This window comes from Streptococcus sp. HMSC067A03, from assembly GCF_001814295.1.
GTDB lineage: Bacteria > Bacillota > Bacilli > Lactobacillales > Streptococcaceae > Streptococcus > Streptococcus constellatus.
This window is the reverse complement of record NZ_KV815682.1, coordinates 154,844-179,745: the sequence shown is the minus strand read 5'-3', so window position 1 is coordinate 179,745 and position 24,902 is coordinate 154,844. Positions and strand designations below refer to the sequence as shown.

Sequence of the window (24,902 nt, the reverse complement as noted above, 5' to 3'; positions counted from 1 at the left end):
TCATTCTTGGTTTATGGCTATCTTACTTTATCAAAAATTTTCTATTTTTAAATTGTATGACACCTAATATTCATGAATCATATAGCAATTTGTATAAATGACATATGTGATATTTTAAAACAAGATTTTTGAAAAGTTAGTGATTATACTTCTCCATATTTGTTTAAAAGTCCCAATTTTTATTTTAATAATTCAACCAAATAATCTTGCTTAAGCATCTCAAGGTTAAAAACATTAGGAACGTGAGCAAAAGCTTCCGCTAATGGTAAATGAGCAGTTTTCCACCCTTGTCCATCGGTAACCCAGATGAAGGTTACATCATCATCAGAAGTTTCGACAAACTGGCTTAGTTCAGTGAACTCTCCAGCTACCGCCTTTAGTTTACTGCCACCTCCACCATAATAATTTGTTTCAATCAACCAGCATTTTTTCTTTTCAGAAGAAAACACTGCTACATCAAAACGTCTTTCAGATTTATCAACTGGAACGACAATCCTCCAATTTTCCTTAATGAAAGCTGGTGTTGCTTGAGCTTTGTACTCTAAACCATATGTTTGGCACACCTTCGCAACATTCCTCTCAAGGATTCCTTCCATAGTTGTTCCACTCCTATTTTTACGAGCATTACTATCTAAACCTGACTCTACTCCATAAACATAATCTACCAAAGAACGATTTGCATGATTTTGAAGAAAATCTAACAAACCAGATTGTTCAATAAAATCAAGATACTCTACCAATCTATTAGTATCAATCTTTTTAAAATTTAATCGTTCAAAAGACATATTATCGTCGTTATCCATAACGAGAATATCTAAAATTTTATCACGACTGGCAATCAAACTAGGTACAGCCTTTAACAAATCAGGCTGTTTTTGAAAAAGTTCTAAAGCAACGTTATAAATGTCTTCTTTACCAATTAGGTAATTCAACGTGTTCAGTTCCAATTCAAACTTTTTTGTTTCACGACTAACCTTCTCCCAGTTAACATAGTATTCTGGAGTGCGATTGGTTACTGAAAGAGTATTCAAAAAGTGATTTAAACGTTCTTCAGGTGAAGAGGTAATATATCCTTGAAAATTCATTATCTTATCCTTTAGCTTCTAATATAATCCGAAAAAATTCATATCATACTCATCAAGCATAATTTTAATACCGTCACCTCTTAACATTTCAAATGTATCTTTATATCTTTGCTTGCCAAAAAAACTACTATTCCCTACAAATATAAATTGAACTGCATAAGGTTCGTCACCTTCAATACCGTCTAGCAAACGTTGGTAAAGGCGTCTTTTATTTCCAAAACCCAATAACTTTTCATCAACGCTCCCTTCACTTTCTTGCCATTTTTTCTCGACAATATATACAGTGTGATTCTCAAAATTAACGAATACCTCATCAGGTTTCCACTGTTTAGAATTTGTATTCTTGATATTTATTTCATTTAAAAAATCATAGAATCGAAGCTGAGGCATAATCTTACCCACAAGCTTATCCATACCTTTCCTATAAACTTCAAAACCTTTTGTTATTTTTTTATCATTAAAATTAATTTCTTTAACTTCATAATTTGGAAGTGAATCAACCAATTCAGAAAAATCTGTATCCCTTTCAAATTTTAATCCATTTATAATTGTTTGAGAACCCCCACCGCTTTTATTATGTTTTCTGGTCATAAATTTCTTTCTCCAATCTTCTTTTAGCGATTTTTAAATAATCTTCTTCTGCATCAATCCCTATAAATCTACGTCCCAATCGCTTAGCAACCACACCAGATGTTCCACTACCTACAAATGGATCTAAGATATAATCGCCCTCTTTGGTACTTGCTAAAATAATCCGTTCTAAGAGATATTCTGGTTTCTGTGTCGGATGCTTTCCTGCCCATTTTTCAGCTTTTTTGGTTAGAGATCCTGTCCAGACATCCTTCATCTGTTTACCACCGTTGATTTCTTTCATCAGATTATAATTATAATAATGTTTAGCTTTTTTATCATCCTTACGTGCCCACAAGATCGTCTCTGTAGAATGAGTAAAATAGCGACAAGATAAATTCGGTGCTGGATTTGTTTTTTGCCAAGTAATGTTGTTAAGAATTTTAAATCCTTCTTGTTCCAAAGCCATACCAACGGAATAAATATTGTGTAGACTTCCCGAAATCCAAATCGTTCCATTGGGTTTTAAAACTTCTTTTGCTAATTTTATCCATTGTCGATTAAATTCATGCTTTTCTTTCAAGGAAGAAATCTTATCCCAGTCACCTTTGTCAACTGAAACAACCTGCCCACCAGAATTAGAAAAACCACCATTACTTAAAAAATATGGAGGATCTGCAAAGATCATATCCATGCTTTCTGGCTTCATTTTTTGTAAAAAATCAAAGGTATCTGCATGAACCAGAATAGTTTTGTCTTTATGATAGTATGGTTTTGTCATCAAAACACCCCCATACTTGTATTCGCAATTAGTCATAATTTGTTACTATGATTTCTGAAATTTTTCCACGACTCGAACTTTTTGCACCATTAGTCCGCTGCGCTTCGACAAAGTGGACGTTAAAATCTTGATAAAGTTCTTCCACCAAAGGACTGGAAGAATTTGACAACATAACATAAACTCCTCTATCAGTTAATTCCTTAAAGGTATCCCTCAAACGAACTTGTTCTTCATAAGAAAAACCTTCATGAGTATAAGAAGTAAATGAACTCGTTTCATTTAGAGGAATATAAGGGGGATCAAAATAGACAAAATCTCCTGTTTGGGCTCCTGCAACTGCATCAGCAAAGTCTGTTTGCAAAATCTCTATATCATTTTCATTCAAATAACCGCTAATTTGGTGAATTAAATCCACATCTACTATTTTTGGATTTTTATAGCGACCATAAGGAACGTTAAATTGATTTTTTGAATTAACTCGATACAAGCCATTAAAATCAACCCGAAGCATATAGAGAATTCTCGCTGCTCGTTCTACATCTGTCATACTGGCAAGCCGACCATCTCGATCGGCTGCCCGCAATTCCAAATAATAATCCTTACTATTATTTTCTTTATGCCCCAACAGTAAATCAATCAAGTCAACTGGCTTATCCTTTATCTGACGGTAAGCATTGATTAGCTCCTCATTAAAATCATTGATAACCGCTTGCTCAGGAGCCAAATCAAAAAATAAAGCGCCACCGCCAACAAAAGGCTCAAAATAGCGATTATAGTTTTCAGGCATGTAGCTCCTCAGCTCTCCCAAAAGTTGGCGTTTCCCCCCAGTCCACTTGGTAAAAGGCTGGAGATTATAATATCTTAATTTTACATCAGTATCTGAAGACATGTTTTTTTCCTTATACACATAGTCTCTTCATTATACCACATTCCAAGCCTTAGTACACAAACGGATAATGATTCTCGTGACTTTATTTCACCATAATCTTCAAAATGATAGTATAATAGTAAAAAAGAAAAAGGAGGCTGCTATGGCTATTAAATTTACGCGTTCAGATGATTTAGACAAAATGTTCGAAGAATTTGCAACGTTACCTAAAATTGAAAAAGTAGAATTTCCTGATGAAAAAGAAAAAAAGATGAAAAAAGAGCAAAAGGCTAAAAAGTCATGAACTTTTTCCATCAACTGCCGCCTAGTGTGCTGCAAGCCGGTGCGATTTTCCTCTCCATTATTATTGAAGCACTGCCTTTTGTGCTGATTGGGAGCATTATTTCAGGTTTTATAGAGGTTTATATCACACCAGACAAAGTTTATCGCTATCTGCCTAAAAATAAATGGGGTCGGATTTTCTTTGGTACATTTATTGGCTTTATTTTCCCCTCTTGCGAATGTGGAATTGTTCCCATTATCAATCGCTTTTTGGAAAAGAAAGTGCCAAGTTATACAGCCGTACCTTTTATGGTAACAGCGCCAGTTATCAATCCTATCGTTCTCTTTGCAACTTACTCTGCTTTTGGAAATTCCTTTAAAATGGCGTTACTCAGAGCTTTTGGATCTGTTGTTGTAGCAATTGTTCTAGGAATTTTCTTTGGCTTTCTCAATACTGCAAATATTCAAAAAGAAAATCGAGTTATTCGGCATGAGCATGACTTTTCTCATTTGAATCAAACGCAGAAAGTATTTCAAGTGTTTGTGCAATCTATTGACGAATTTTTCGATACTGGTCGCTATTTAGTTTTTGGCTGTCTCTTTGCCAGCATCGTTCAAGTCTATGTGCCTACACGCATTCTGACTTCTATTAGTGCAACACCACTTATGGCTATTCTATTATTGATGGTGCTTGCATTTCTTCTCTCACTTTGTAGCGAAGCTGATGCCTTTATCGGAAGCTCACTCATTTCTAGTTTTGGGTTAGCACCAGTTTTAGCTTTCCTCGTCATTGGACCAATGTTAGATGTAAAAAATATTCTCATGATGAAAAATTATCTCAAAGGACGATTCATCTGGCAATTTATTGGAATTGTTAGTTTAGTCGTTGTTCTTTATTCTTGGCTTGTGGGGGTAGTGCTATGATTCGTTTTCTAATTTTAGCTGGTTATTTTGAAATTACCATGTATTTGCAACTTTCTGGCAAGCTCAATCAATACATCAATATGCATTTTTCTTATTTGGCATATATTTCAATGGTTCTTTCTTTCGTGCTAGCCATTGTCCAGCTCATTGTCTGGATGAAAAAAATGAAAGTACACAGCCATCTGACGAGTCGTTCGGCAAAATTTGCTAGTATTGCTTTTCTCATCGTACCGTTGCTGGTGGCTCTCTTCTTTCCAACAGTCAGTTTAGACTCTACGACCGTTTCTGCTAAAGGTTACCATTTCCCGTTAGCTGACGGTAGTTCAAAAAACATTCAAGCTGATGAAGGCACTACCAATCAGTATCTAAAACCTGATACCAGCACTTATTTCACTAAAAGTGCTTATGAGAAAGAAATGCGAGCAGCCGCCAAAAAATATCTGAAAAAAGATACCATCTCTGTTACGAATGAAAATTATATGGAGGTCATGGAAGTTCTTTATGATTATCCAGATGAATTTGCTGGAAAACGACTAGAATTTACCGGTTTCGTCTATAATGATCCAAGCGATGCTAAAAGTCAATTTTTGTTCCGCTTTGGCATTATTCATTGTATCGCCGATTCGGGGGTTTATGGACTTCTGACAACTGGAAATACTGAGCATTTCGAAAATAACACCTGGATAAGAGCGAGTGGGAAAATTACGATTCGCTACCACAAACAGCTAGGCCAAAGTTTACCAATGCTTGAAGTAGATAGTTTCAAGAAAGTTGAAAAACCTAGCAATCCTTATGTCTATCGTGTCTTTTAACCCATATTGAATAAACAAAAGAAGACCTGAGAACTATTTCTCTAGGTCTCCTATTATGCTCTTTTCTGAGCAATTATGATAAAATAAGAGAGATTTATAATTTTAGGAGATACTATGTCAGAACACAACCAACCTGTTTCAAGAAAAACCTTGCTATCCATTTTTGCCACAGCACTAATTGCTTTTGCTGGAATTCTTTCTGAAACCAGTATGAATGTCACTTTTCCGCATCTTATGAAAGTGTTTCATACAGACCTTGGCACATTGCAATGGATTACGACAGGCTACTTGCTTGCTGTTTCCATTACGATTACACTCGGAGCCACACTAGCACACAACTGGTCTGAACGAAAAATTCTCTTCACTAGCCTAGTTACTTTTACGTTCGGAAATGGTGTGGCGATGCTTGCTCCTAATTTTGCTCTACTAATGCTAGGGCGGATTCTACAAGGCGCTGCCACTGGAATAGCCATACCGTTAATGTTTAACTTGATTGTAGAACGGATTCCACGCAGTCAAATTGGCTTTTATATGGGACTGACTGGGCTAGTGATTAGCCTAGCACCTGCAATTGGTCCAACTTACGGCGGCTTTATGATTGGCTTGTTTGATTGGCACATGATTTACACATTCATCATGCCAGTTTCGATCATCTCGTTCATTCTAGGATTTTTCTTTTTAGAAAATACCCCCAATAAACAAAAACGTCCTTTTGAGTGGATTTCTTTCTTGCTTCTTACACTTTCACTGACTTTTTCTATCATGATGATTTCTAGCTTAGAAGAAGGTAGTTTTAATTGGAGCTTCGTCATCATCTTTTTATTATCACTTCTACTTTTCATTTGGAGAAGTTTAACAGTGGAACATCCTTTTTTAGATATTCGTATTTTGAAAAATCCAGCTATTTTACTTGGAATCATTCCGTTCTTCCTTTACCAATTTTCAAATTTATCAGCCAATTTTCTGATTCCTAATTTCTTAGTTTTAGTAAAACACGAAGCTACCTCTGCTGCTGGTTTTGCACTGCTGCCCGGAACAATGTTGGGAGCTTTCTCAGCACCTTTTTTAGGAAAATTGTATGATAACAAAGGAGCAAAACTTTCCCTATATGGTGGGAATCTTCTCTTTTTCTTAGCTATTTCCGTTTTTGCATTCTTTACGGAATCCTTAACGCTACCACTGATTATTCTTACTTATATTTTCTTTACAATCGGGCGTAATATGGCATTCAATAACACTATGGCTCTATCTGTCTCACAGATTAGCCGTGAGAAATCACCAGATGCTACAGCACTCTTTCAAACGGCTCAAACATTTGCCGGTGCTTTGGGAACAGCTATCGCTGCTATAATCGTTAATCAATCTCCTAATACAACGACCGGTGTGCATCTTGTCTTTCTACTCCTGTTCTTCCTTGTTATCCTTATTTTTTATCTCTTTTACTCTTTATTTCGAGCTATCAAAACTCGGAAATTTTAATCAATTTATGATAAAATAAATAAAATATTAGAAAACAGGTGTTCAAAATGTCTTCAAAAGTGATTATTACAATTTTTGGTGCCAGTGGAGATTTGGCAAAAAGAAAACTTTATCCTTCTCTTTTTAGATTGTATAGATCTGGTAATTTGTCTAAACATTTTGCAGTTATCGGAACTGCTCGCAGACCTTGGAGCAAGGAATATTTTGAATCTGTCGTGGTTGAGTCTATTACAGACCTCGCAGACAGCCCTGAGCAAGCGCAAGACTTTGCTAGCCATTTCTATTACCAAAGTCACGATGTCCAAGATACCGAGCATTATATTGAATTAAGAAAACTACAAAATCATCTCAATGAGCACTATCAAGCAGAACACAATAAATTGTTCTTTTTATCTATGGCTCCTCAGTTTTTTGGGACGATTGCCAAACATCTCAAATCCGAGCAAATTGTAGACGGGAAAGGATTTGAACGCTTAATTGTAGAAAAACCTTTCGGCACAGATCTTGCCTCTGCTAGCAAACTAAACGATGATTTGTTAGCAACATTTGACGAAGAGCAGATTTTCCGTATTGACCATTATCTCGGCAAGGAAATGATTCAAAGTATTTTTGCCATTCGCTTTGCTAATCTTCTTTTTGAAAATGTCTGGAATCGTGATTATATTGACAATGTACAGATTACCTTTGCGGAAAAGTTAGGCGTGGAAGAGCGCGGTGGCTATTACGATCATTCAGGTGCCCTGCGTGATATGGTGCAAAATCATACGCTTCAACTCCTGTCTTTACTTGCTATGGATAAGCCCAAAGCATTTACTAAAGATGACATTCGGGCTGAAAAAATTAAGGTTTTCAAGCACTTGCACAAATCTACCGATAATGACCTGAAAAAACTTTTCATTCGTGGTCAGTACACTTCTGGAAAAGTGGACGGAAAAAAATATATTTCCTATCGCAGTGAACCAAATGTTGAGCCAGAGTCTACCACTGAAACCTTTGTTTCTGGTGCGTTCTTTGTGGACAGCGATCGTTTCCGTGGTGTGCCATTCTTCTTTCGTACTGGAAAACGTCTCACTGCCAAAGGAACCCATGTCAACATTGTTTTCAAACAAATAGAATCTATTTTCGGCTCCTCGCTTCAACCAAATGTACTGACGATTTACATTCAGCCGACTGAAGGATTTTCACTTAGCATGAATGGCAAAGAAGTAGGCGAGCAATTTAACTTAGCTCCGCTGACACTTGATTATCGTACAGATGCAACCGCTTCTGGCGCTTCACCAGAACCTTATGAGAAGCTCATCTACGATGTGCTAAACAATGACTCAACCAATTTCAGCCATTGGGACGAAGTACGTTCTAGCTGGGAATTGATTGATCGCATTGAATCCCTGTGGGCAAACAACGAAGTCCCTCTTCATCAGTACAAATCAGGTACTATGGGACCCAAAGCTAGCTTTGATCTCCTTAACCAATTTGAAGCTCATTGGAATTGGCAACCAGACGAAACCTATCGCAAAGAAGGACGATTGGGTTAACGTAAATATACGCAAAAGACTTGCAAAATGAATGAATTGCAAGTCTTTTTTCTTATACCAATCCTTCCAAGAGCCCTTTCATAAAGTTTTCAGAGTTAAATACTCCAATATCGTCAATTTTTTCTCCGAATCCAATCAGTTTAACTGGAATATCGAGTTCTTGGCGGATTGCAAGAACGACACCACCACGCGCAGTTCCATCAATTTTTGTCAAAACAATCCCCGTTACTGGCGTAATCTTTGAAAATTCCTTCGCCTGAACAAGGGCATTTTGTCCCGTCGAAGCGTCCAGAGCTAAGAAAGTTTCATGCGGCGCAACAGGATCTACCCGTTTAATAATTCGTCCAATTTTTTCCAACTCTGCCATGAGATTATCTTTGTTTTGCAAACGTCCAGCTGTATCAATCATGAGAATATCTACATTTTCAGCCTTTGCTTGCTCCATGCCATCATAAACAACGCTGGCTGGATCACTCTTTTCTGGACCTGTCACAACAGGAACATCTACTCGACGCCCCCATTCTACCAGTTGAGCAACAGCTCCTGCACGGAAAGTGTCTGCTGCAACTAACATAACTTTTTTGCCAGCTTGTTTATATTTATAAGCCAATTTCCCGATGGAAGTGGTCTTTCCAACTCCATTCACACCTACAAAAAGCATAACTGTCAGACCGTCTTGTAAATTAATTTTTTCGTTAAATTGACCGTCTTTTTCATAGATGTCTACTAACTTTTCGATGATGACCCGACGAAGGGCATCTGATTTTTTAGCATTTTCAAGGCGAGCTTCTTGACGTAATTCCTCAGTCAGATTGGAGGCAACTTGCACCCCAACATCACTCGTAATCAAGAGTTCTTCTAACTCTTCAAAAAATTCCTCATCTACAGAACGGAAAGCTGCAAAAAAAGCATTAAGGCGGGCTCCAAATCCTGTCCGTGTCTTTTTGAGACTGCGGTCATACTTTTCCTGAACCGTTTCTTCCTGAATAGATGAATTTGCATCAACTGCTTCATTAGTTGATGTTAGGCTAGAAAAGTTTTCCGAGATTGTTTCTGCACTTGCTGCATTCGCTTCGTCCAGTTGCCTCATTTTTTCTTGTTCTGCTTGTAGTCGTCTAGCTTCCACTAAACGAGCCTGTAAATCTGCAGCAGCACCTGCTTGCTGGGTTGGAGTCTGAGAAAAAGATTTTTCTTTGTTTACGGGTTGTGAATCTGCCATTTCACTTTGCAAAGCATGGCTTTCTGGAACTTGTGAATCTCTTTCATCTGACTCTATCCTTGCTTCTGTCTCGGCCATTTCCGAATCTATTTCTTCTACTTTTTCTTGAATGGTTTCAAGACGCGTTTTATCCTCAGCAAGCCGTTCTTTTAGTTCTGTCTGGAGCTTTTGTTCATCTAGATTCTCAGATTGCGCATTCTCTACAGAATCCTTTTCTGCTATTTCTAGATTCTTTCCTTGATTATCCTCTGGTACTATTTCTACAGCTTCTTCAAGAATATTTTCAACTGTTTTTTCTTCTTTTTGGCGACCAAAAAGGCGATTAAATAACCCCATCAGATTCCTCCTTTATTTCAGTACATATTTTTCTATAGCCCAAGCAACAGCATCTTCATCATTCGTCATCGGCGTCACCACATTGGCAACTTCTTTGACTGCTGCTACTGCATTTTGCATAGCTACACCAAGCCCTGCCCATTTTATCATAGATAGGTCGTTTGCTTCATCTCCGCAAGTCATGACTTCACTTTGTTCAATTCCTAAATGACTAATCAATTTTTCTAAGCCATTTGCCTTATGAACATTCTTTGGAGACCATTCTAACAGCATATCGCGTGACTTAAAAATTTCATATTTGTCAAATAAGTCAGACGAAAATTGAGCAATACTACGATCAAGTAGATCTGGTGCATAAGCTGTCACACATTTATTATAAGTTTGTTGGCTAGATAAATCTGCAAATGAAACAGACTCAAATGTTAAAGCAGGGTTACAAGTTTGATAAAGCGACTCATGATCTGACTGGATTTGGTAAACAGTCCCTTCACAAATCGCATCTAACGGCAAGCCCAACTTTTCTGTTTCCTCAAAAATACGGGTCACATCATCATAAGCAAAAACTGTTTTATCAAGAATTTCACCTGTGTTGCGTTGCACCAAACCACCATTAAAAGTAATGGTGTATTCATCCTCTTGATTGGCAACACCCAATTCGTTTAAGAAAAGTTCCATTGCTTTAAGAGGTCGACCAGTCGTTAAAACAACCTTGATTCCTTGTTCTTGAGCCAGCTTAAGAGTTGCTAAATTTCGAGCAGAAATTTTTTTGTCAGAATTTAGTAACGTTCCATCTAAATCTAGAGCAATCAATTTTATATCTGCCATTATAAGCCCTCCATATAAGTCATGACTGAATGCGCTGCATGGTGTCCGATGACCTCTTTGGCTACTTCCAAAATCTCTGGACGAGCATTTTCAGGGGCAATGGGATAACCAGAAACTTGCATCATGTGTAGGTCATTCAGATTATCTCCAAATGTCATGACCTGATCCATCTCAAGATTTAGCTTTTTCGCTAATTCAACAATAGCAACTCCTTTATCCACATAGTCTAGAACAATATCAATTGACTTATAGCCTGTTGTCATGGCTTTGACACCAGGAACGTGTTGATTAACCCAAGCTTCACCAGCAGCAACTGTTTCTTCAGAAAAGTTGGTGGTAAATTTGAAAATTTCATCTGTAATATCCTCCAAGTGAGCAACTTTTTGGATATTTTCATTATAATGAGTGCTGAAAGCTAAATAAGCTGGATCAACTGTCTCCAAGACATAACAACCTTTTTTCCCTGTCAGAAGCAATTCATTGATATTGATATATGGAGATGTTTTTAATTTCTCAAAAGCTGATAGATAAAAATCCTTAGACATTGTTGCTTCATAAAGATCTTTTCCACGAAATTCTACCAAACTACCATTCTCAGCAATGAAGATAATCTCATCTTGCACGTCCTCAAATAGCTTTTCTAATGACAGCAAACCGCGTCCACTGGCTACTGCAAAATAGATACTTTTTTCTTTAAAACGAAGCAATAAGTTCTTAAGTCGAACCATGTCAAACTGACCTTTGTCATCTAAAAAGGTGCCGTCCATATCTGTTGCAACTAATTTTATATTCATTTTACATACTTTCTAAATCTTTTAATTTAACGGAAACAATCTTTGACACACCAGATTCTTGCATGGTCACTCCATAGATAGAATCCGCTGCAGACATTGTTCCCTTACGATGGGTCACCACAATAAACTGGCTGTCTTTATCAAAACGATTGAGATAGTCTCCGAAACGTTTAACATTGGCTTCGTCAAGTGCAGCTTCCACCTCATCCAAAATGACAAATGGAATCGTTTTGACACGGATAATGGAGAAGAGTAATGCCAAAGCTGACAGAGCTTTTTCTCCTCCGCTCATCAGATTGAGCGACTGAATTTTCTTACCAGGTGGTTGTACTGAGATTTCTACCCCAGCGGTCAGAAGATCACCTTCGGTCAAAATCAAATCAGCTGAACCACCGCCAAACATCTGTCTGAAAGTCACCTTGAAACTCTCACGAATTGCTTCAAAAGTTGTTTTGAAGCGTTCTTTTACTTCATCATTCATTTCTTCGATGGTATCCAAAAGCAGATTTTTCGCAGAGAGTACGTCATCTCTCTGAGTATTGAGGAAATGGAGGCGTTGACTGACTTCTTCAAATTGCTCTACCGCATCAAGATTGACTGGGCCCAGTGCCCGAATAGCTTTTTCTAAGTCCTTGACCTTGGTTTCAGAAACAGCTAGATTTTCTAGTGGGTGAGCCTGTTTGCTAGCTTCATCAAAAGACATTTGATAATCATCTGTCAAATTCGTCAGAAGACGACGAAGGACGTCTGCAACCTTATCTTTTTCAGCTTCTGTTTTGGCTTGTTTGCGAATTAAATCTTCATTTTGGTGGCGCACTTGTTCCAAATGACTCGTAATGTCTTCGGTTTGACCTTCCAAATCGTCCACCTCAAACTGATGACGAATGCTTGCTTGACTCAAAGCTGTCTTTTCTTGCATTGCCTTTGCTAACTGCTCTTCTAAGATAGCAATATCTACTTTTGCAACCGTCTCTTCCTTTTGCTCCATCAAGAATTGTAAAGTTGAAATCTCTTTATCCAATTCAGCTTGTTCATTAGATAAACGGGTGAGATCTGCCTGAACATAACGCTGATGACCTGTCACTTCCGTACGAGCCAAACGAAGATCAGATAAGCATGCTGTTAATTTATCTAGACGCGCTTGAACAGCGTCTTTATCTGACTTAATCTGTTCAATTTCTGTTTCTGTTTCTGTTTTTTCCTGCTCAATCTCTGCAAGACGCCTGATTAGTGTTTCTTTTTGTTCTGCCATGTCAGGAAGCACCTCGCGAGATAGCTCGCGTTCTTGCAAAGTCAGAAGCTCAGATAAGTCTTCAACTTGTTTGTGTGTTTGCTCATAGGCAAATTGAGCCTTTTGTTCGGCTAACCGTGCTTCCTCGCCATCTGTTTTTATTTCTTCCAAAAGATTCGTGGATTGAATTGACAGCGTGTGCAAATCTTCCACTCTCTTCTCTTGTTCTGCTAAGATCACATTCTTCTCAGAAAGTTCCTTTTGCAAAGCTTCCAATTCTGGCTTGATGAAAATCGTATTGTTATTCCGATGAGCACCACCCGCATAAGAACCACCTGTCCGCAACTCTGTTCCATCCAGCGTGACAATTCGTACTTGATAACGAACTTTGCGAGCAGCTGCTCTGGCATTTTCTACCGTATCAAAAATCGCTGTCGTTCCCAGCAAGTTTTGGAAAATATGCTCTAAACTCATATCATAACGCACCAAAGATGAAGCTAGACCAAGAAAACCAGTGCTCTTTTCAATGATCGCTCGATGATGATCTGGCAAATGGCGTGCTTTAATCGTTGTTAATGGCAAAAAAGTCGCCCGTCCTGTTCGTTTGTGTTTTAAAAATTCAATCGCTTGTGTTGCTGCCTGCTCATCTTCAACGATGATATGCTGGCTACTTGCTCCAAGCGCAATTTCAAGTGCCGTTTGATAATGTGGGTCAAAGCTCAATTTCTCGCTGACAGCCCCAATAATTCCACCTAATCGATCTGCTTCTTGCAGCACACTTTTTACCCCAGCATAGAAATGACTGTGATTTTTTAAAATAGCTTCTAAACTACCAATGCGTGCCTTTTTATTCTTTACATCATCCATCATATCAAACATTGCTGCTTGATTTTGCTGATAATCTTCTTTCACACTTTGAACTCGCTTAAGCTGTTCCTGGTAATCTACCAACAACTGTTGAACCAACTGTCGAGCTGTTTCCAAATCTTCTAGCTGGTTCTGTTCGTTTGCTTGTGTGTTTTTTAAATTTTCTTGTAACTTGGCAAACTCTGCTTGCTTGCTTTCAGATAATTGCAATTCATTGGCTAAACGGCTTTCCAAAGCAGTTAAGTCATTTGACAAGTCTGCTTCTTCTTGCATCAATTGGACAAATTTGCCACGTAATTTTTCAATCCTCTGGTCAGGATCATCCGAGAATGTCTCAATTTCAGCTTCTAATTTATGAATAGCCTGTTGATTTTGCTCTAATTCTTTCGAAAAATCGATCAGTTGCTCATTTTTTTCCTGCCATTCTTTTTGAACCACAGCTCGTTTTTCTTCTAGTCCCTGTAAACGTTCTTCATTTTCTTTCCGACTGCTGGCAGCTTGACTAGACTCCAATTTTGAAACTTCAATTTGACGTTCTAAATCACTGATTAAACGTGTTAATTCCAATAGACTTGCTTGATCATCTACCATTTGTTTTTGCAAAGCATGTCGTTTTTCTTTTAGAAGAGCATTTTCTTGCTCCAGCTGATCTCGCTTATTGTAATAAGCAGATAAATCCTGCTGAATGCTTGCTAGCTGTCCCTCCGTCGTATTCAGCCGCATTTTATTTTCGACAATCTGGGCAATCAATACATCCAAATAAAGAGTCCGCCGTTCTTCGTCTAATTTCAAAAATTGCTTAGCTACCGTAGCTTGCTTTTCAAGCGGCTTTACTTGACTATCTAGCTCAAAAATAATGTCTTCCAAACGATCCAAATTATCCTGTGTTTGAGTTAGCTTGCTTTCGGTTTCCTTACGGCGGGTCTTATATTTCAACACTCCAGCTGCTTCTTCAAAAATAGCACGGCGCTCTTCTGGCTTACTGTTGAAAATCTCTTCTACCTTTCCTTGAGAGATAATAGAAAAACTATCTCGTCCAAGTCCAGTATCCATAAACAAGTCATGAATATCTCGCAAGCGCACTTTTTTGCCATCAATTTTATATTCACTGTCTCCACTGCGATAAATATGGCGTTCTACACGAATCTCATCTGCAGCCTGCTGGATGAAACGATCTTTATTATCCAATACGACCACAACTGAAGCATAATTTAACGGCTTTCTGCTCTCCGTACCCGCAAAAATAACATCTGGCATTTTGCCACCACGAAGGCTTTTAACACTAGATTCTCCCAGCGCCCAACGCAGGCTTTCTGTGATATTAGACTTTCCTGATCCATTTGGCCCAACGACAGCAGTCACTCCTGGGTCAAAAACGACTTTAGTCTTATCTGCAAAAGATTTGAAACCTTGAATTTCAATTTCTTTTAAATACATGAATAATTTTCCTTTTCAAACGCATTTTTTGCAGCTTCCTGCTCTGCTAATTTCTTAGAGCGACCTTGCCCTTGCCCAACCACTCTGCCATCTACTGACACAGATACATCAAATTCTTTAGCATGAGCTGGACCAGACTCAGAGATAACTTGATAGACAATATCAACATCACCATTGACTTGGAGCAGTTCTTGTAGCTTGGTCTTGTAATCAATCACCTGCTCAAAGTCTCCTGCTTCCACCTTTGGAATCATGATTTGATAAAGGAATTTCTTAACGGCTTCCACATCCTTATCTAACAGAAGGGCACCTAAAAAGGCCTCAAATAAATCGCCGAGAATGGTATCACGATTGCGACCACCTGATTTTTCTTCGCCACGACCCAATTTGATAAATTGATCAAACTGACAATCTCGACTAAAGCCAGCTAAACTTTCTTCACGCACAATCGTCGAGCGGAGTTTTGATAAGTCTCCTTCTGGTTTCTTCGGATATTTTTTATACAGATATTCTGAAATCAATAATTGCAGAACAGCGTCTCCTAAAAATTCCAAGCGCTCATTATGTGAAATGTTTAAGAGGCGGTGCTCGTTAGCATAGCTAGTATGAGTAAAAGCTGTTTCCAACAACCTCTCATTTTGGAAGACAATTCCAAATTGCTTACTCAAAACTTTATGTAAATCTCTCATTTTTTCTCCTTTCAAGAAGAACTTTTTTCTTTTAAAACGAAAACAAATTCTCTATTATTATATCAAAAAAATCCTTGATACTCCAACGATACCAAGAATTTGATAGTAAAAGTTCACTAGAGATGAAATGAATTTTCATTCCTTATCTGGAATAACTTTGAATAAATAGTAAGTTATAAAAAGAGTGAGTCCCACCAAAGCAAGTTTGACTCAAATAATTAGTGCAAAGAAGATTGAAATTCCCATTAGAATATAAATAAAAATGAGAATTCTTTTTTCCGCGCATAAGCAATAACTCCTGTTTCACGAAAGTCTGCTACATAAATTTGATACAACTTAGTGTGGTACAACCATTATTCAAACCGCTTAGAACTGCGTGAAAAACAAACAACAGACAGCAGTAAAAGGAGAGCTTCAACAAGAGCAGCCCCCAAAGCAGTGAAAGCAATGAAATGATTAAATAAAAATTCACATTGACTCTCCTAAATATCAGTCAATGGAGTTGCCGTATCTGGTGAGGTATCATAAATGTGAAAATCATGCTCAACTGCCAAATCAGCCTGTGCCAATTGATTGACCATTGTAATATGAGCCAATTCTTTAGTATTATTTTCCTTGCTGAGATGTCCTAGATAGATTTTCTTTGTCCGTATCCCTAGAGTGCGAATCATAGTTTCAGCACCATCATCATTCGACAAATGCCCTTGATCAGACAAAATTCGCTGCTTTAAACTCCAAGGATAAGTACCACTGCGCAGGGTTTCAATATCATGATTTGATTCAATCAAATAGCCATCTGCATTTTCAATGATTCCTGCCATCCGATCGCTGACATAACCAGTATCCGTCAGCAAAACAAAACTTTTATCATCTTTCATCAATCGATAGAATTGTGGTGCAACCGCATCATGACTGACCCCAAAACTTTCAATATCAATATCACCAAATGTTTTCGTTTTTCCCATTTCAAAAATATGCTTCTGACTGACATCAATCTTTCCAAGTGCTGTTTCCATAGCATTCCAAGTATCTTGATTAGCATAAATATCTAAATGATATTTCCGTGCTAAAACACCCACACCATGAATATGGTCTTTATGTTCATGCGTCACCAAAATAGCATCCAAATCCTCTGGCTTACGATCAATTTCACTCAGCAAACTGGTAATTTTCTTTCCAGATAAGCCGGCGTCAATCAGCAACTTCTTCTTTGGGGTTTCTAAATAGAAACAATTGCCAGTAGAACCTGACGCTAAAATACTGTACTTAAATCCCTTCTCGTTCATGCTACCCTTCTAATTCATCTTCTTCCCAATCATCATCTTTGACAGCTTCTTTATCATAAGGCAGGACAATAGTAAAGGTTGAGCCTTTGCCATACTCGCTCTTTGCCCAGATAAATCCGTGATGTTGCTTAATAATTTCCTTAGCAATAGCTAAACCTAATCCGGATCCACCTTGTGCACGACTTCTTGCTTTGTCTACACGATAGAAGCGGTCAAAAATTTTCGGTAAATCTTTTTTGGGAATTCCTAAGCCCTCATCTGATATAGACAAAATCATTTGGGTCTCGGTTGTTTTCATACTCACTGTGATCTTACCGCCGTCAGGAGAATATTTAATAGCATTATTGATGATATTATCAATAACCTGTGTCATTTTATCCGTATCAATTTCAACCCAGATGGAGTTAATGGGGTAATCACGAATGATTTCATATTTTTTATCATCATTCTGACTTCTGATTTTGTCAAAACGATTTAAAATAAACGTGATAAAAGCTGTAAAATTCGTCAGCTCAATATCCAAATGACTGGTAGCATTGTCAATACGTGACAAACTCAGCAAGTCTGAAACCATTCGCATCATCCGATTGGTTTCATCTAACGAAACCTTAATAAAATCTGGTGCGACTGGTTCTGACAAGGCACCTTCATCTAATGCTTCCAGATAAGACTTGACACTGGTCAAGGGAGTACGCAATTCATGACTAACATTGGAAACAAATAGTCTCCGCTCACGCTCCTCTTTCTCCTGCTCCGTTGTATCGTGCAGCACAGCAACCAGCCCTGAAATAAAGCCTGATTCTCGACGAATCAAGGCAAATCGGACACGTAAACTTAAAAACTCTCCATTTTCATCCTGCGAATCAATGGTCAACACTGGAACTTTCGTAATCAAGTCTCGTAAATCATATTCGTCTTCAACATCCAACAATTTTAAGATATTCATCTTTCGTGCTTCAGATTCTTTGACTCCCAATTGCTTGGTCGCCATATCATTAATCATAATAATCTGCCCACGACGATTGGTCGCAAGAACGCCATCTGTCATATAGGACAAAATACTAGACAAGCGTTTGGTTTCTTGCTCTAAATTTTCATGCGTTAGGCGAATTACCTCAGATAAGTCATTGATACTATTTGTAATATCAGTAATTTCCGGACCACCTTGCATATCTAAAACTTCTGAATAATCTCCCGCGATTAAATCCTTCACTTTTTGATTCAATCGGCGAATACGAATATTATCACGTCTGTTTTCCAAGGAGAGCAGCGTAATGACCAAAATAAATCCTAAAATAAGTAAGACAAAAACAAAATCCCTTGATACAACAAATTGTCTAATATTATCAATCATTGTTTCTCATATAATATCCAACACCGCGCCGTGTTAAAATATACTCTGGTCGGCTAGGAATATCCTCAATCTTCTCTCTCAAACGGCGAATTGTCACATCAACAGTCCGAACATCTCCAAAATAATCATATCCCCACACCGTTTCTAGTAGATGTTCACGCGTCATTACTTGCCCGATATGCGTGGCCAAATGGTGTAGCAATTCAAACTCACGGTGTGTTAAATCCAATTCTTCACCATGCTTTTTCACGACAAAAGCATCGGTCAAAATCTGCAAATCTCCAATCACAATTTCTGTCGGAGCAGCTTCTGCTTCTTGATTTTCAATTGTCAAATCTGTGCGACGCAAAATAGCTTTGACACGCGCCTGTAACTCACGATTAGAAAACGGCTTTGTCATATAGTCATCTGCTCCGATTTCGAGACCAATGACTTTATCAAATTCACTGTCTTTGGCAGAAAGAACGATGATGGGAACATTGCTCGTTTTCCGAATCGTTCGCGCCACCTCTAAGCCGTCCAGTTCAGGCAACATCAAGTCCAAAATCAAAATATCTGGACGTTCTGCTTCAAACATCTCTAATGCTTCACGACCATTGAAGGCTGTCACTACTTCATAACCTTCTTTTACCATGTTAAATTTTATAATATCTGAGATTGGTTTCTCATCATCTACAACTAATATTTTTTTCATTTTATTCACCTTTTTCTATCTTTTCATTATACCAAAATTTCCTTAAAATTTACCAATTCAACCCATAAAACAGTATTTCTTTACTTTACAATTTTAGAACAAATATGTTAAAAATATAACACATTCTCTTCGATAGGGTGTTCTAGGGTGTTCTTTTGAATATCAAAAAAGGTCAAGACAAAAGTCTTAGACCATTCATTAAATTTTTATGAAAAGATTCCAAGACACGCTGCAATGATCTTAACTTTTCACTGCTACTGTAGTAACTTCCTAAAGGAGCAAATGTCCAACTGCTTAGTGATCATTTATCTCACTTTCTCCAGCGAAATACTCCATAACCCAGCAGCGTCCCCACTAATAAACATATAAAATAAGCCACATGATATAGTAAAATCCATTCACCAAAGGTCAAAATAGTCACAAAAAACATCAACGTCGCTAAAAGCACGAAACGACGAGAAAAACCGTACAAACCTGCATAAATAGCTGCCACAAAGAATGTTGCCAGTGGTGAATAAACAAGAAGATTATTCACCACCAAACTCTTTCGTAACAATTCGTCCATCGGTATCATCTGAACAATGCCATCAAATAATAAATAGAAAAAGAGTAATATAGCTAAGAAAGGAAGAGCACGCCGCATTTTCTTACCTCACTGGTCTAGAAGTTTTATTTTAGGTATTTCTGTATATTTTTGATTTGTCGTTTTGAGGCTTTAAATATTCGCGCTGAACCGTTTACAGGAAGAGCAATTGCTTTTTGTGGCAAATGCATAACTGATTGTGCCAACCTCCTGCTGGCTGAAACTTCTGGATACAAGTCATTGTTGAAATCTTTTGAAATGGTCAAATCTAGATAAAATTCATAGACACGACGTCCAAAGTTTTCAGCAGAGATTTCGTATAATTTTGCAGCAAAATTCTTTTCATCTAAATCCGGTGTTGCAATAACAGCTTCCAAAATTGCTCCCGCCAAATCACGTTCTTCATAATAAAGCGTTCCAAACATTTTATTGTTGATAACATTGTCTAGATAAGGATTACCATGAGCAATAATCGGAGTGCCACTTGCTAGACTTTCTAAATAAGTCAAACCCTGCGTCTCACTAGTTGAAGCTGAAATAAAGAAGTCCGCCGCTTTATAATACAAGGCTGTCTCACTGGGTGCAATCATACCTGTAAAAATAACTACATCTATAATGTTCAACCGTTTGGCTTGTGCTTTTAAGTCAGACAAATAAGGTCCATCTCCTGCCACTACCAATTTCACATCTGGATTTTCTTCCAAAACAGCCGGCAGAGCAGCTAAAATTGCCTGAATATTCTTTTCATAAGAAACACGCGACAGACTGAGAAGCATGGTTTCATCTTTAGCAATCCCTAATTTGTCTCGCAAATCTGCAATATTTTCAGAAGTAATTTCTGGACGTTCAAATTTAGCCAACTCAATTCCAGTCGGAATAACACGTTTTTCTACTTTTACTTTGTATTTCATGAGCAAGTCATAAACAATTTCGCTCGGACAAATCACACCATCCAAATCACTCATAAATCCGCGAACAATGTATTTGACCATGCTAGGACGAATAACCATGCCTTTAGCAATATAGCGTACATAATCCTCATACTGTGTATGATAAGTATGAACAACTGGAATTCGCAACTCTTTCGCAATCCAAACACCTAATAGACCCAAAGAAAATTCAGTCTGAGTATGAATAATATCCAATTGATATTGACGTGCAATTTCTAAGGCTGTTGAAAAACCACGATAGGCAATCCGACGATCTTTAAAAGCAAAAAATGGCACACTCGGAATTCGAATAATTTGCCAATCTTCATAGCGATTGACATCCTTATCTGTCGTTGTAAAAATAAAAACAGTATGTCCAAGCTTTTCTAATTCTGTTTTCAAAGTACGAATACTCGTTGCCACTCCAGAAACTTGAGGAAAATAGGTATCCGTAAAAAGACCAATTCGCATGCTACATCTCCAATACTTCTTGATAAGCATCCACAAGTTTATAAGCCACATCATCAATTGAACGACTCTGCGCCACCTTATAGCCAGCTTCTCGCTTATCTACTTTACCATCCAAAATCTTTTGGATAGAGTCTACAAATTCATCTACATTATGCCCCAATTCAGCTGATTGCTCATCAATCCAGCCCTCATATACGGGAATATCTCGCAAAACCACGTGTTGATGACTAGCCAACGCTTCCAACACAACGATTCCTTCCGTCTCTTCATAGCTAGGGAAAAAGAAGAGACTACTGCCGCTCATAGCTCCTTCAAAAACAGCCCCCTTGAAATAACCTGGAAATTCAACATTTTTAGGATGATTAAACAGTACAAGATTTCTGATTTTCCGTGGAATGATCCACTTGTTAATACTTCCCAGCCAAATAAAGCGAACGTCTGGCATTCTGCGTGCTACTTCTACAAAGTCTTCAATCCCTTTGCGTCTGAAATAAAGCCCTGCACAGACGACAACCTTACCACCTTCTTGAATATTAAAATGCTTTCTAAATACCATCTCTTTATGAGGATCTTTTTTATATTTATTGAGATCAATCCCATTAGAAACAGCCACAATTGGTGTTGTCACGCCATAAGCCTGGATTAACTTTTTGGAATACTCCGACGGTGTAATGATAAAATCTGCCATTTGATACATATGTGCTAGATACTTACCAAAAGCAGAAGCAAAAAGATTCGACCCAATAAATGAATTGCGAAAATCCTCCTTAGTCGAATGCCCATGCATAATCACTTTTTTTCCTTGCTTTTTAGCTTTATGCAAAAGTCGCAAACTCCTAGGTCCATAGGTATTGATATGCACCACATCATAATCTCCCGAAGGGTCTGTCGTGTAGGGAATCCCAGCCAAGTCTAGAGCTTTCATCTGATGTTGCAAAGCTCGACCAATACCCGACTTTTCCAAAACGGCCTTGCCTTCTAAATAAAGTAATACTTTCATGTCTTCTATTATACCCAAAAGATGGAAAAAATTAAACCAAGAAGGTCAATGCATTATAAAAGCAAAAGAAAAAGACCTTGCGGTCTCTCCCTTACTTCCTTGTTGAACGGCGCTCAATAAGACCATGAGCTAACACCACTTCACGTTCTTCCAACTCTTCCTTGTGCATAATCTTAGTCAACATGCGCATACTAATCGCACCAAGATCGTACAAAGGTTGTCCAATTGTCGTCAAATTCGGACGAGTAAAACGTGCTACCTGCGAATCATCACTAGTAATGATTTCAAAATCTTCTGGTATATTTACATCTTTGTCTGATAAGCCATTTAACAATCCAGCTGCCAGTTCATCGCCAGTCACAAAGGCCGCTGTCGCTTTAGAAGCAATGACACGCTCTGCCAATTGATAGCCATCCTCATAGCTGTATTTAGACTCAAAGACAAGCCCTTCACTATAAGAAAGTTTTGCTTTTTTCAACGCTTCTTTGTAACCAATCAAACGAATCTTACCATTTATATCATCTACCAAAGGTCCACTCACAAAAGCAATTTTTTTATTGTTTTTAGTGAGGTGCTCTACTGCATCCATAGTTGCTTGTTTGTAATCAATATTAACACTTGGCAACTGATGTTCCACGTCAACCGTTCCTGCAAGTACAACCGGCGTCCTTGAACGAGAAAACTCAGAACGAATCTTTTCTGTTAGATGATATCCCATAAAGATAATGCCGTCCACTTGTTTTGAGAACAAGGTATTGACAACAGAAACTTCCTTGTCATCATCCTCATCACTATTTGCCAAAACAATATTATACTTATACATCTCTGCGATGTCATCAATTCCTTTCGCAAGCGTTGCAAAATAACTGCTTGTAATGTTTGGAATGACAACTCCTACTGTTGTCGTTTTCTTACTGGCAAGTCCACGAGCAACTGCATTTGGTCGATAGTCAAGGCGGTCAATGACTTCCAAGACTTTTTTTCTTGTATTTTCCTTTACATTTTTATTGCCGTTTACGACACGGCTAACGGTCGCCATTGAAACTCCCGCTTCACGGGCGACATCATAAATCGTTACAGTATCGTCTGTGTTCATAAATTATCCTTTCTATTATTGAAAATATCGTTTTCACATTCCTACCAAAATCATTTTATCACTTATTGGAAACACTTTCAAGCATTTTGATAACTTTTTGAAAAATCTTGTTCTTTCGGTAACTTTTTAGCAATTTTATCCATTATTTTACAAGAAAAATTTACTTAATTGATAAAATCTCTGAAGTATTAAAAAAGTTATCATTCTACCCTTGCTTTTTGCTCTATTTTTTGCAAAAATAGAGCATAGAAAGAAGGTAATAGAATGACAAAAATAAATCAAATTATTTCTTATCTGGAAACAGAAAAAGCAGACGTTGCTGTCGTTTCTGATCCTGTCACGATCAATTATTTAACAGGATTTTATAGCGACCCTCATGAACGCCAAATGTTTCTTTTTATTTTCACAAATCATGAACCGCTGCTCTTTGTTCCTGCTCTTGAGGTAGAACGAGCTAGTGCGATTGTTAATTTTAAGGTTGTCGGTTATGTTGACTCGGAAAACCCTTGGAAAAAAATCAAAGCAGCCTTGCCAGCGGGCAGTTTCCGAAACACTGCTGTTGAATTTGATAACTTGATTTTGACCAAATACAATGGATTACACACCGTTTTCGAACAAGCTGAATTTACCAATTTAACGCCTTACATCAATCGTATGCGTCTCATCAAATCAGCAGATGAAATCAAGAAAATGTTTGTCGCAGGAGAATACGCGGATAAAGCTGTCAGCATTGGTTTTGATACTATTTCTCTCGATAAGACAGAAACAGATATCATTGCTCAAATTGATTTCGGTATCAAACAACTTGGCTATGAAATGAGTTTTGAAACAATGGTTTTGACAGGCAATAATGCTGCTAATCCGCATGGCATTCCAGGTGCTAACAAAGTAGAAAACAATGCACTTCTTCTGTTTGACTTGGGTTGTATGGTCAACGGTTATGCCAGCGATATGACACGGACAGTTGCTGTTGGGAAACCAGATCAATTTAAAAAGGAGATTTACAATCTAACACTTGAAGCTCAACGGGCTGCTCTAGACTTTATCAAACCAGGTGTAACCGCTCATGAAGTCGATCGTGCTGCTCGTACGGTCATTGAAAAAGCCGGTTATGGAGAATATTTCAATCATCGCTTAGGACATGGTATCGGTATGAGTGTTCACGAATTTCCATCTATCATGGAAGGTAACGACATGGTTATCGAAGAAGGCATGTGCTTCTCTGTTGAACCAGGAATTTACATTCCAGAAAAAGTCGGTGTCCGTATCGAAGACTGTGGTCATGTCACAAAAAATGGCTTTGAAGTCTTTACAAGCACAAGCAAAGATTTACTCTATTTTGATTAAATGCTAAAATTAGGCTTGGTATAATAAAGTAACTACAAATTAAGTGGAAACGCAGAAATATTTTACCACGAAAAATGTTCAATAAAGCTTGCAATCTAACGGTTATTGACCTTATCTTAGAAGAAGTTTGACCTGTACAAACACCCTTGGGTGTTCATCCGACCAGCTTATATCGTTAGGTTCAAGAATATAAGAAATATAGAGAAAGTGCGTTCCCAAATTATGGGAGCGCACTTTGTTCTGCTCAATATGAAATTAAATAACTTGAAAACTCAAAAAATAAAGATGTACTATTCTAGTAGAATGCTTCCAGTTTAATGAAAAAGTGTCAGTCTGATATGCGTCGAAAAAATCTTGTGACAATACCTTCATAAACCCATAAACCCTTTATATATTGATACTTATTAT

General features: G+C 37.8%; 22 protein-coding genes and 1 pseudogene. 6 read left to right on the top strand and 17 right to left on the bottom strand.

Annotated features, from left to right (window positions below; genetic code table 11):
- Positions 1-179: 179 nt before the first annotated feature.
- Genes HMPREF2963_RS08620 through HMPREF2963_RS08605 form a run of 4 tightly spaced genes read right to left on the bottom strand, consistent with a single transcriptional unit; the run spans position 180 to position 3,325 of the window.
- Entirely contained in the window at positions 180-1,085 is a 906-nt protein-coding gene (locus tag HMPREF2963_RS08620; protein ID WP_003068721.1) for a type II restriction endonuclease, read from the bottom strand.
- 18 nt (positions 1,086-1,103) lie between these two features.
- Positions 1,104-1,676: a PD-(D/E)XK nuclease superfamily protein gene (locus HMPREF2963_RS08615; RefSeq protein ID WP_070669406.1), complete on the bottom strand. Its 573-nt coding sequence runs from the start codon at positions 1,674-1,676 to the stop codon at positions 1,104-1,106.
- Positions 1,660-2,472, bottom strand: coding sequence for a DNA-methyltransferase (locus tag HMPREF2963_RS08610; RefSeq protein WP_037591035.1), 813 nt, complete (start codon positions 2,470-2,472; stop codon positions 1,660-1,662). The genes HMPREF2963_RS08615 and HMPREF2963_RS08610 overlap by 17 nt, the downstream gene beginning before the upstream one ends.
- Complete coding sequence (locus tag HMPREF2963_RS08605; protein WP_070669405.1) at positions 2,465-3,325, bottom strand: DNA adenine methylase; 861 nt, start codon at positions 3,323-3,325, stop codon at positions 2,465-2,467. Before HMPREF2963_RS08605 ends, HMPREF2963_RS08610 begins: the two co-directional genes overlap by 8 nt.
- A 142-nt stretch (positions 3,326-3,467) precedes the next feature.
- Here HMPREF2963_RS08605 and HMPREF2963_RS09330 point away from each other — a divergent pair, with 142 nt between their 5' ends.
- From HMPREF2963_RS09330 to zwf, 5 genes are all read left to right on the top strand, one after another.
- Positions 3,468-3,608 (top strand): SPJ_0845 family protein, encoded by a 141-nt coding sequence (locus HMPREF2963_RS09330; protein WP_102989260.1) that lies wholly within the window; start codon positions 3,468-3,470, stop codon positions 3,606-3,608.
- The gene (locus HMPREF2963_RS08600) at positions 3,605-4,510 is read left to right on the top strand and encodes a permease (RefSeq protein WP_070669404.1); all 906 of its coding nucleotides are present in this window, start codon (positions 3,605-3,607) and stop codon (positions 4,508-4,510) included. The genes HMPREF2963_RS09330 and HMPREF2963_RS08600 overlap by 4 nt, the downstream gene beginning before the upstream one ends.
- Positions 4,507-5,322, top strand: coding sequence for a TIGR03943 family putative permease subunit (locus tag HMPREF2963_RS08595; protein WP_003068707.1), 816 nt, complete (start codon positions 4,507-4,509; stop codon positions 5,320-5,322). Before HMPREF2963_RS08600 ends, HMPREF2963_RS08595 begins: the two co-directional genes overlap by 4 nt.
- A 114-nt stretch (positions 5,323-5,436) precedes the next feature.
- Positions 5,437-6,801 (top strand): MFS transporter, encoded by a 1,365-nt coding sequence (locus HMPREF2963_RS08590; RefSeq protein ID WP_003068705.1) that lies wholly within the window; start codon positions 5,437-5,439, stop codon positions 6,799-6,801.
- 47 nt (positions 6,802-6,848) lie between these two features.
- Complete coding sequence (zwf, locus tag HMPREF2963_RS08585; protein ID WP_006270712.1) at positions 6,849-8,336, top strand: glucose-6-phosphate dehydrogenase; 1,488 nt, start codon at positions 6,849-6,851, stop codon at positions 8,334-8,336.
- Positions 8,337-8,388: 52 nt separating this feature from the next.
- Here zwf and ftsY read toward each other — a convergent pair whose 3' ends face one another.
- The 13 genes and pseudogenes from ftsY to ccpA all read right to left on the bottom strand — a co-directional run bounded on the left by ftsY (position 8,389) and on the right by ccpA (position 23,147).
- Positions 8,389-9,891: a signal recognition particle-docking protein FtsY gene (gene ftsY, locus HMPREF2963_RS08580; RefSeq protein ID WP_070669403.1), complete on the bottom strand. Its 1,503-nt coding sequence runs from the start codon at positions 9,889-9,891 to the stop codon at positions 8,389-8,391.
- Between the two features lie 12 nt (positions 9,892-9,903).
- Positions 9,904-10,716 (bottom strand): Cof-type HAD-IIB family hydrolase, encoded by an 813-nt coding sequence (locus HMPREF2963_RS08575; RefSeq protein WP_070669402.1) that lies wholly within the window; start codon positions 10,714-10,716, stop codon positions 9,904-9,906.
- Positions 10,716-11,510 carry a Cof-type HAD-IIB family hydrolase gene (locus tag HMPREF2963_RS08570; RefSeq protein WP_070669401.1) on the bottom strand — a complete coding sequence of 265 codons (795 nt, stop codon included), beginning with the start codon at positions 11,508-11,510 and terminating at the stop codon, positions 10,716-10,718. Before HMPREF2963_RS08570 ends, HMPREF2963_RS08575 begins: the two co-directional genes overlap by 1 nt.
- Position 11,511: 1 nt before the next feature.
- The gene (smc, locus tag HMPREF2963_RS08565; RefSeq protein WP_070669400.1) at positions 11,512-15,045 is read right to left on the bottom strand and encodes a chromosome segregation protein SMC; all 3,534 of its coding nucleotides are present in this window, start codon (positions 15,043-15,045) and stop codon (positions 11,512-11,514) included.
- Positions 15,036-15,734, bottom strand: a complete 699-nt coding sequence (gene rnc, locus HMPREF2963_RS08560) for a ribonuclease III (RefSeq protein ID WP_003068697.1) — start codon at positions 15,732-15,734, stop codon at positions 15,036-15,038. Before rnc ends, smc begins: the two co-directional genes overlap by 10 nt.
- Before the next feature lie 135 nt (positions 15,735-15,869).
- A pseudogene (locus HMPREF2963_RS09460) lies at positions 15,870-16,183 on the bottom strand (DUF454 family protein).
- Between the two features lie 33 nt (positions 16,184-16,216).
- On the bottom strand, positions 16,217-17,020 hold the full coding sequence (locus HMPREF2963_RS08555; protein WP_003068695.1) for an MBL fold metallo-hydrolase: 804 nt from the start codon (positions 17,018-17,020) through the stop codon (positions 16,217-16,219).
- A 1-nt stretch (position 17,021) separates the two neighbouring features.
- Positions 17,022-18,374, bottom strand: a complete 1,353-nt coding sequence (vicK, locus tag HMPREF2963_RS08550; RefSeq protein WP_037596825.1) for a cell wall metabolism sensor histidine kinase VicK — start codon at positions 18,372-18,374, stop codon at positions 17,022-17,024.
- A complete protein-coding gene (gene yycF, locus HMPREF2963_RS08545; RefSeq protein WP_003035055.1) occupies positions 18,367-19,068 on the bottom strand; it encodes a response regulator YycF in 702 nt (233 codons plus the stop codon). Before yycF ends, vicK begins: the two co-directional genes overlap by 8 nt.
- Positions 19,069-19,378: 310 nt before the next feature.
- Positions 19,379-19,711 (bottom strand): hypothetical protein, encoded by a 333-nt coding sequence (locus HMPREF2963_RS08540; protein ID WP_006268722.1) that lies wholly within the window; start codon positions 19,709-19,711, stop codon positions 19,379-19,381.
- 26 nt (positions 19,712-19,737) lie between these two features.
- Positions 19,738-21,051, bottom strand: a complete 1,314-nt coding sequence (locus HMPREF2963_RS08535) for a glycosyltransferase family 4 protein (RefSeq protein WP_006268747.1) — start codon at positions 21,049-21,051, stop codon at positions 19,738-19,740.
- Position 21,052: 1 nt separating this feature from the next.
- Positions 21,053-22,051 carry an LTA glycolipid anchor biosynthesis glycosyltransferase, IagA/BgsA family gene (locus tag HMPREF2963_RS08530; RefSeq protein WP_003068685.1) on the bottom strand — a complete coding sequence of 333 codons (999 nt, stop codon included), beginning with the start codon at positions 22,049-22,051 and terminating at the stop codon, positions 21,053-21,055.
- Positions 22,052-22,142: 91 nt separating this feature from the next.
- Entirely contained in the window at positions 22,143-23,147 is a 1,005-nt protein-coding gene (gene ccpA / locus HMPREF2963_RS08525; protein ID WP_037596820.1) for a catabolite control protein A, read from the bottom strand.
- A gap of 264 nt (positions 23,148-23,411) precedes the next feature.
- On the opposite strand from ccpA, the gene HMPREF2963_RS08520 reads away from it, so the two are divergent.
- Complete coding sequence (locus tag HMPREF2963_RS08520; protein WP_003068682.1) at positions 23,412-24,494, top strand: M24 family metallopeptidase; 1,083 nt, start codon at positions 23,412-23,414, stop codon at positions 24,492-24,494.
- Positions 24,495-24,902 lie beyond the last annotated feature (408 nt).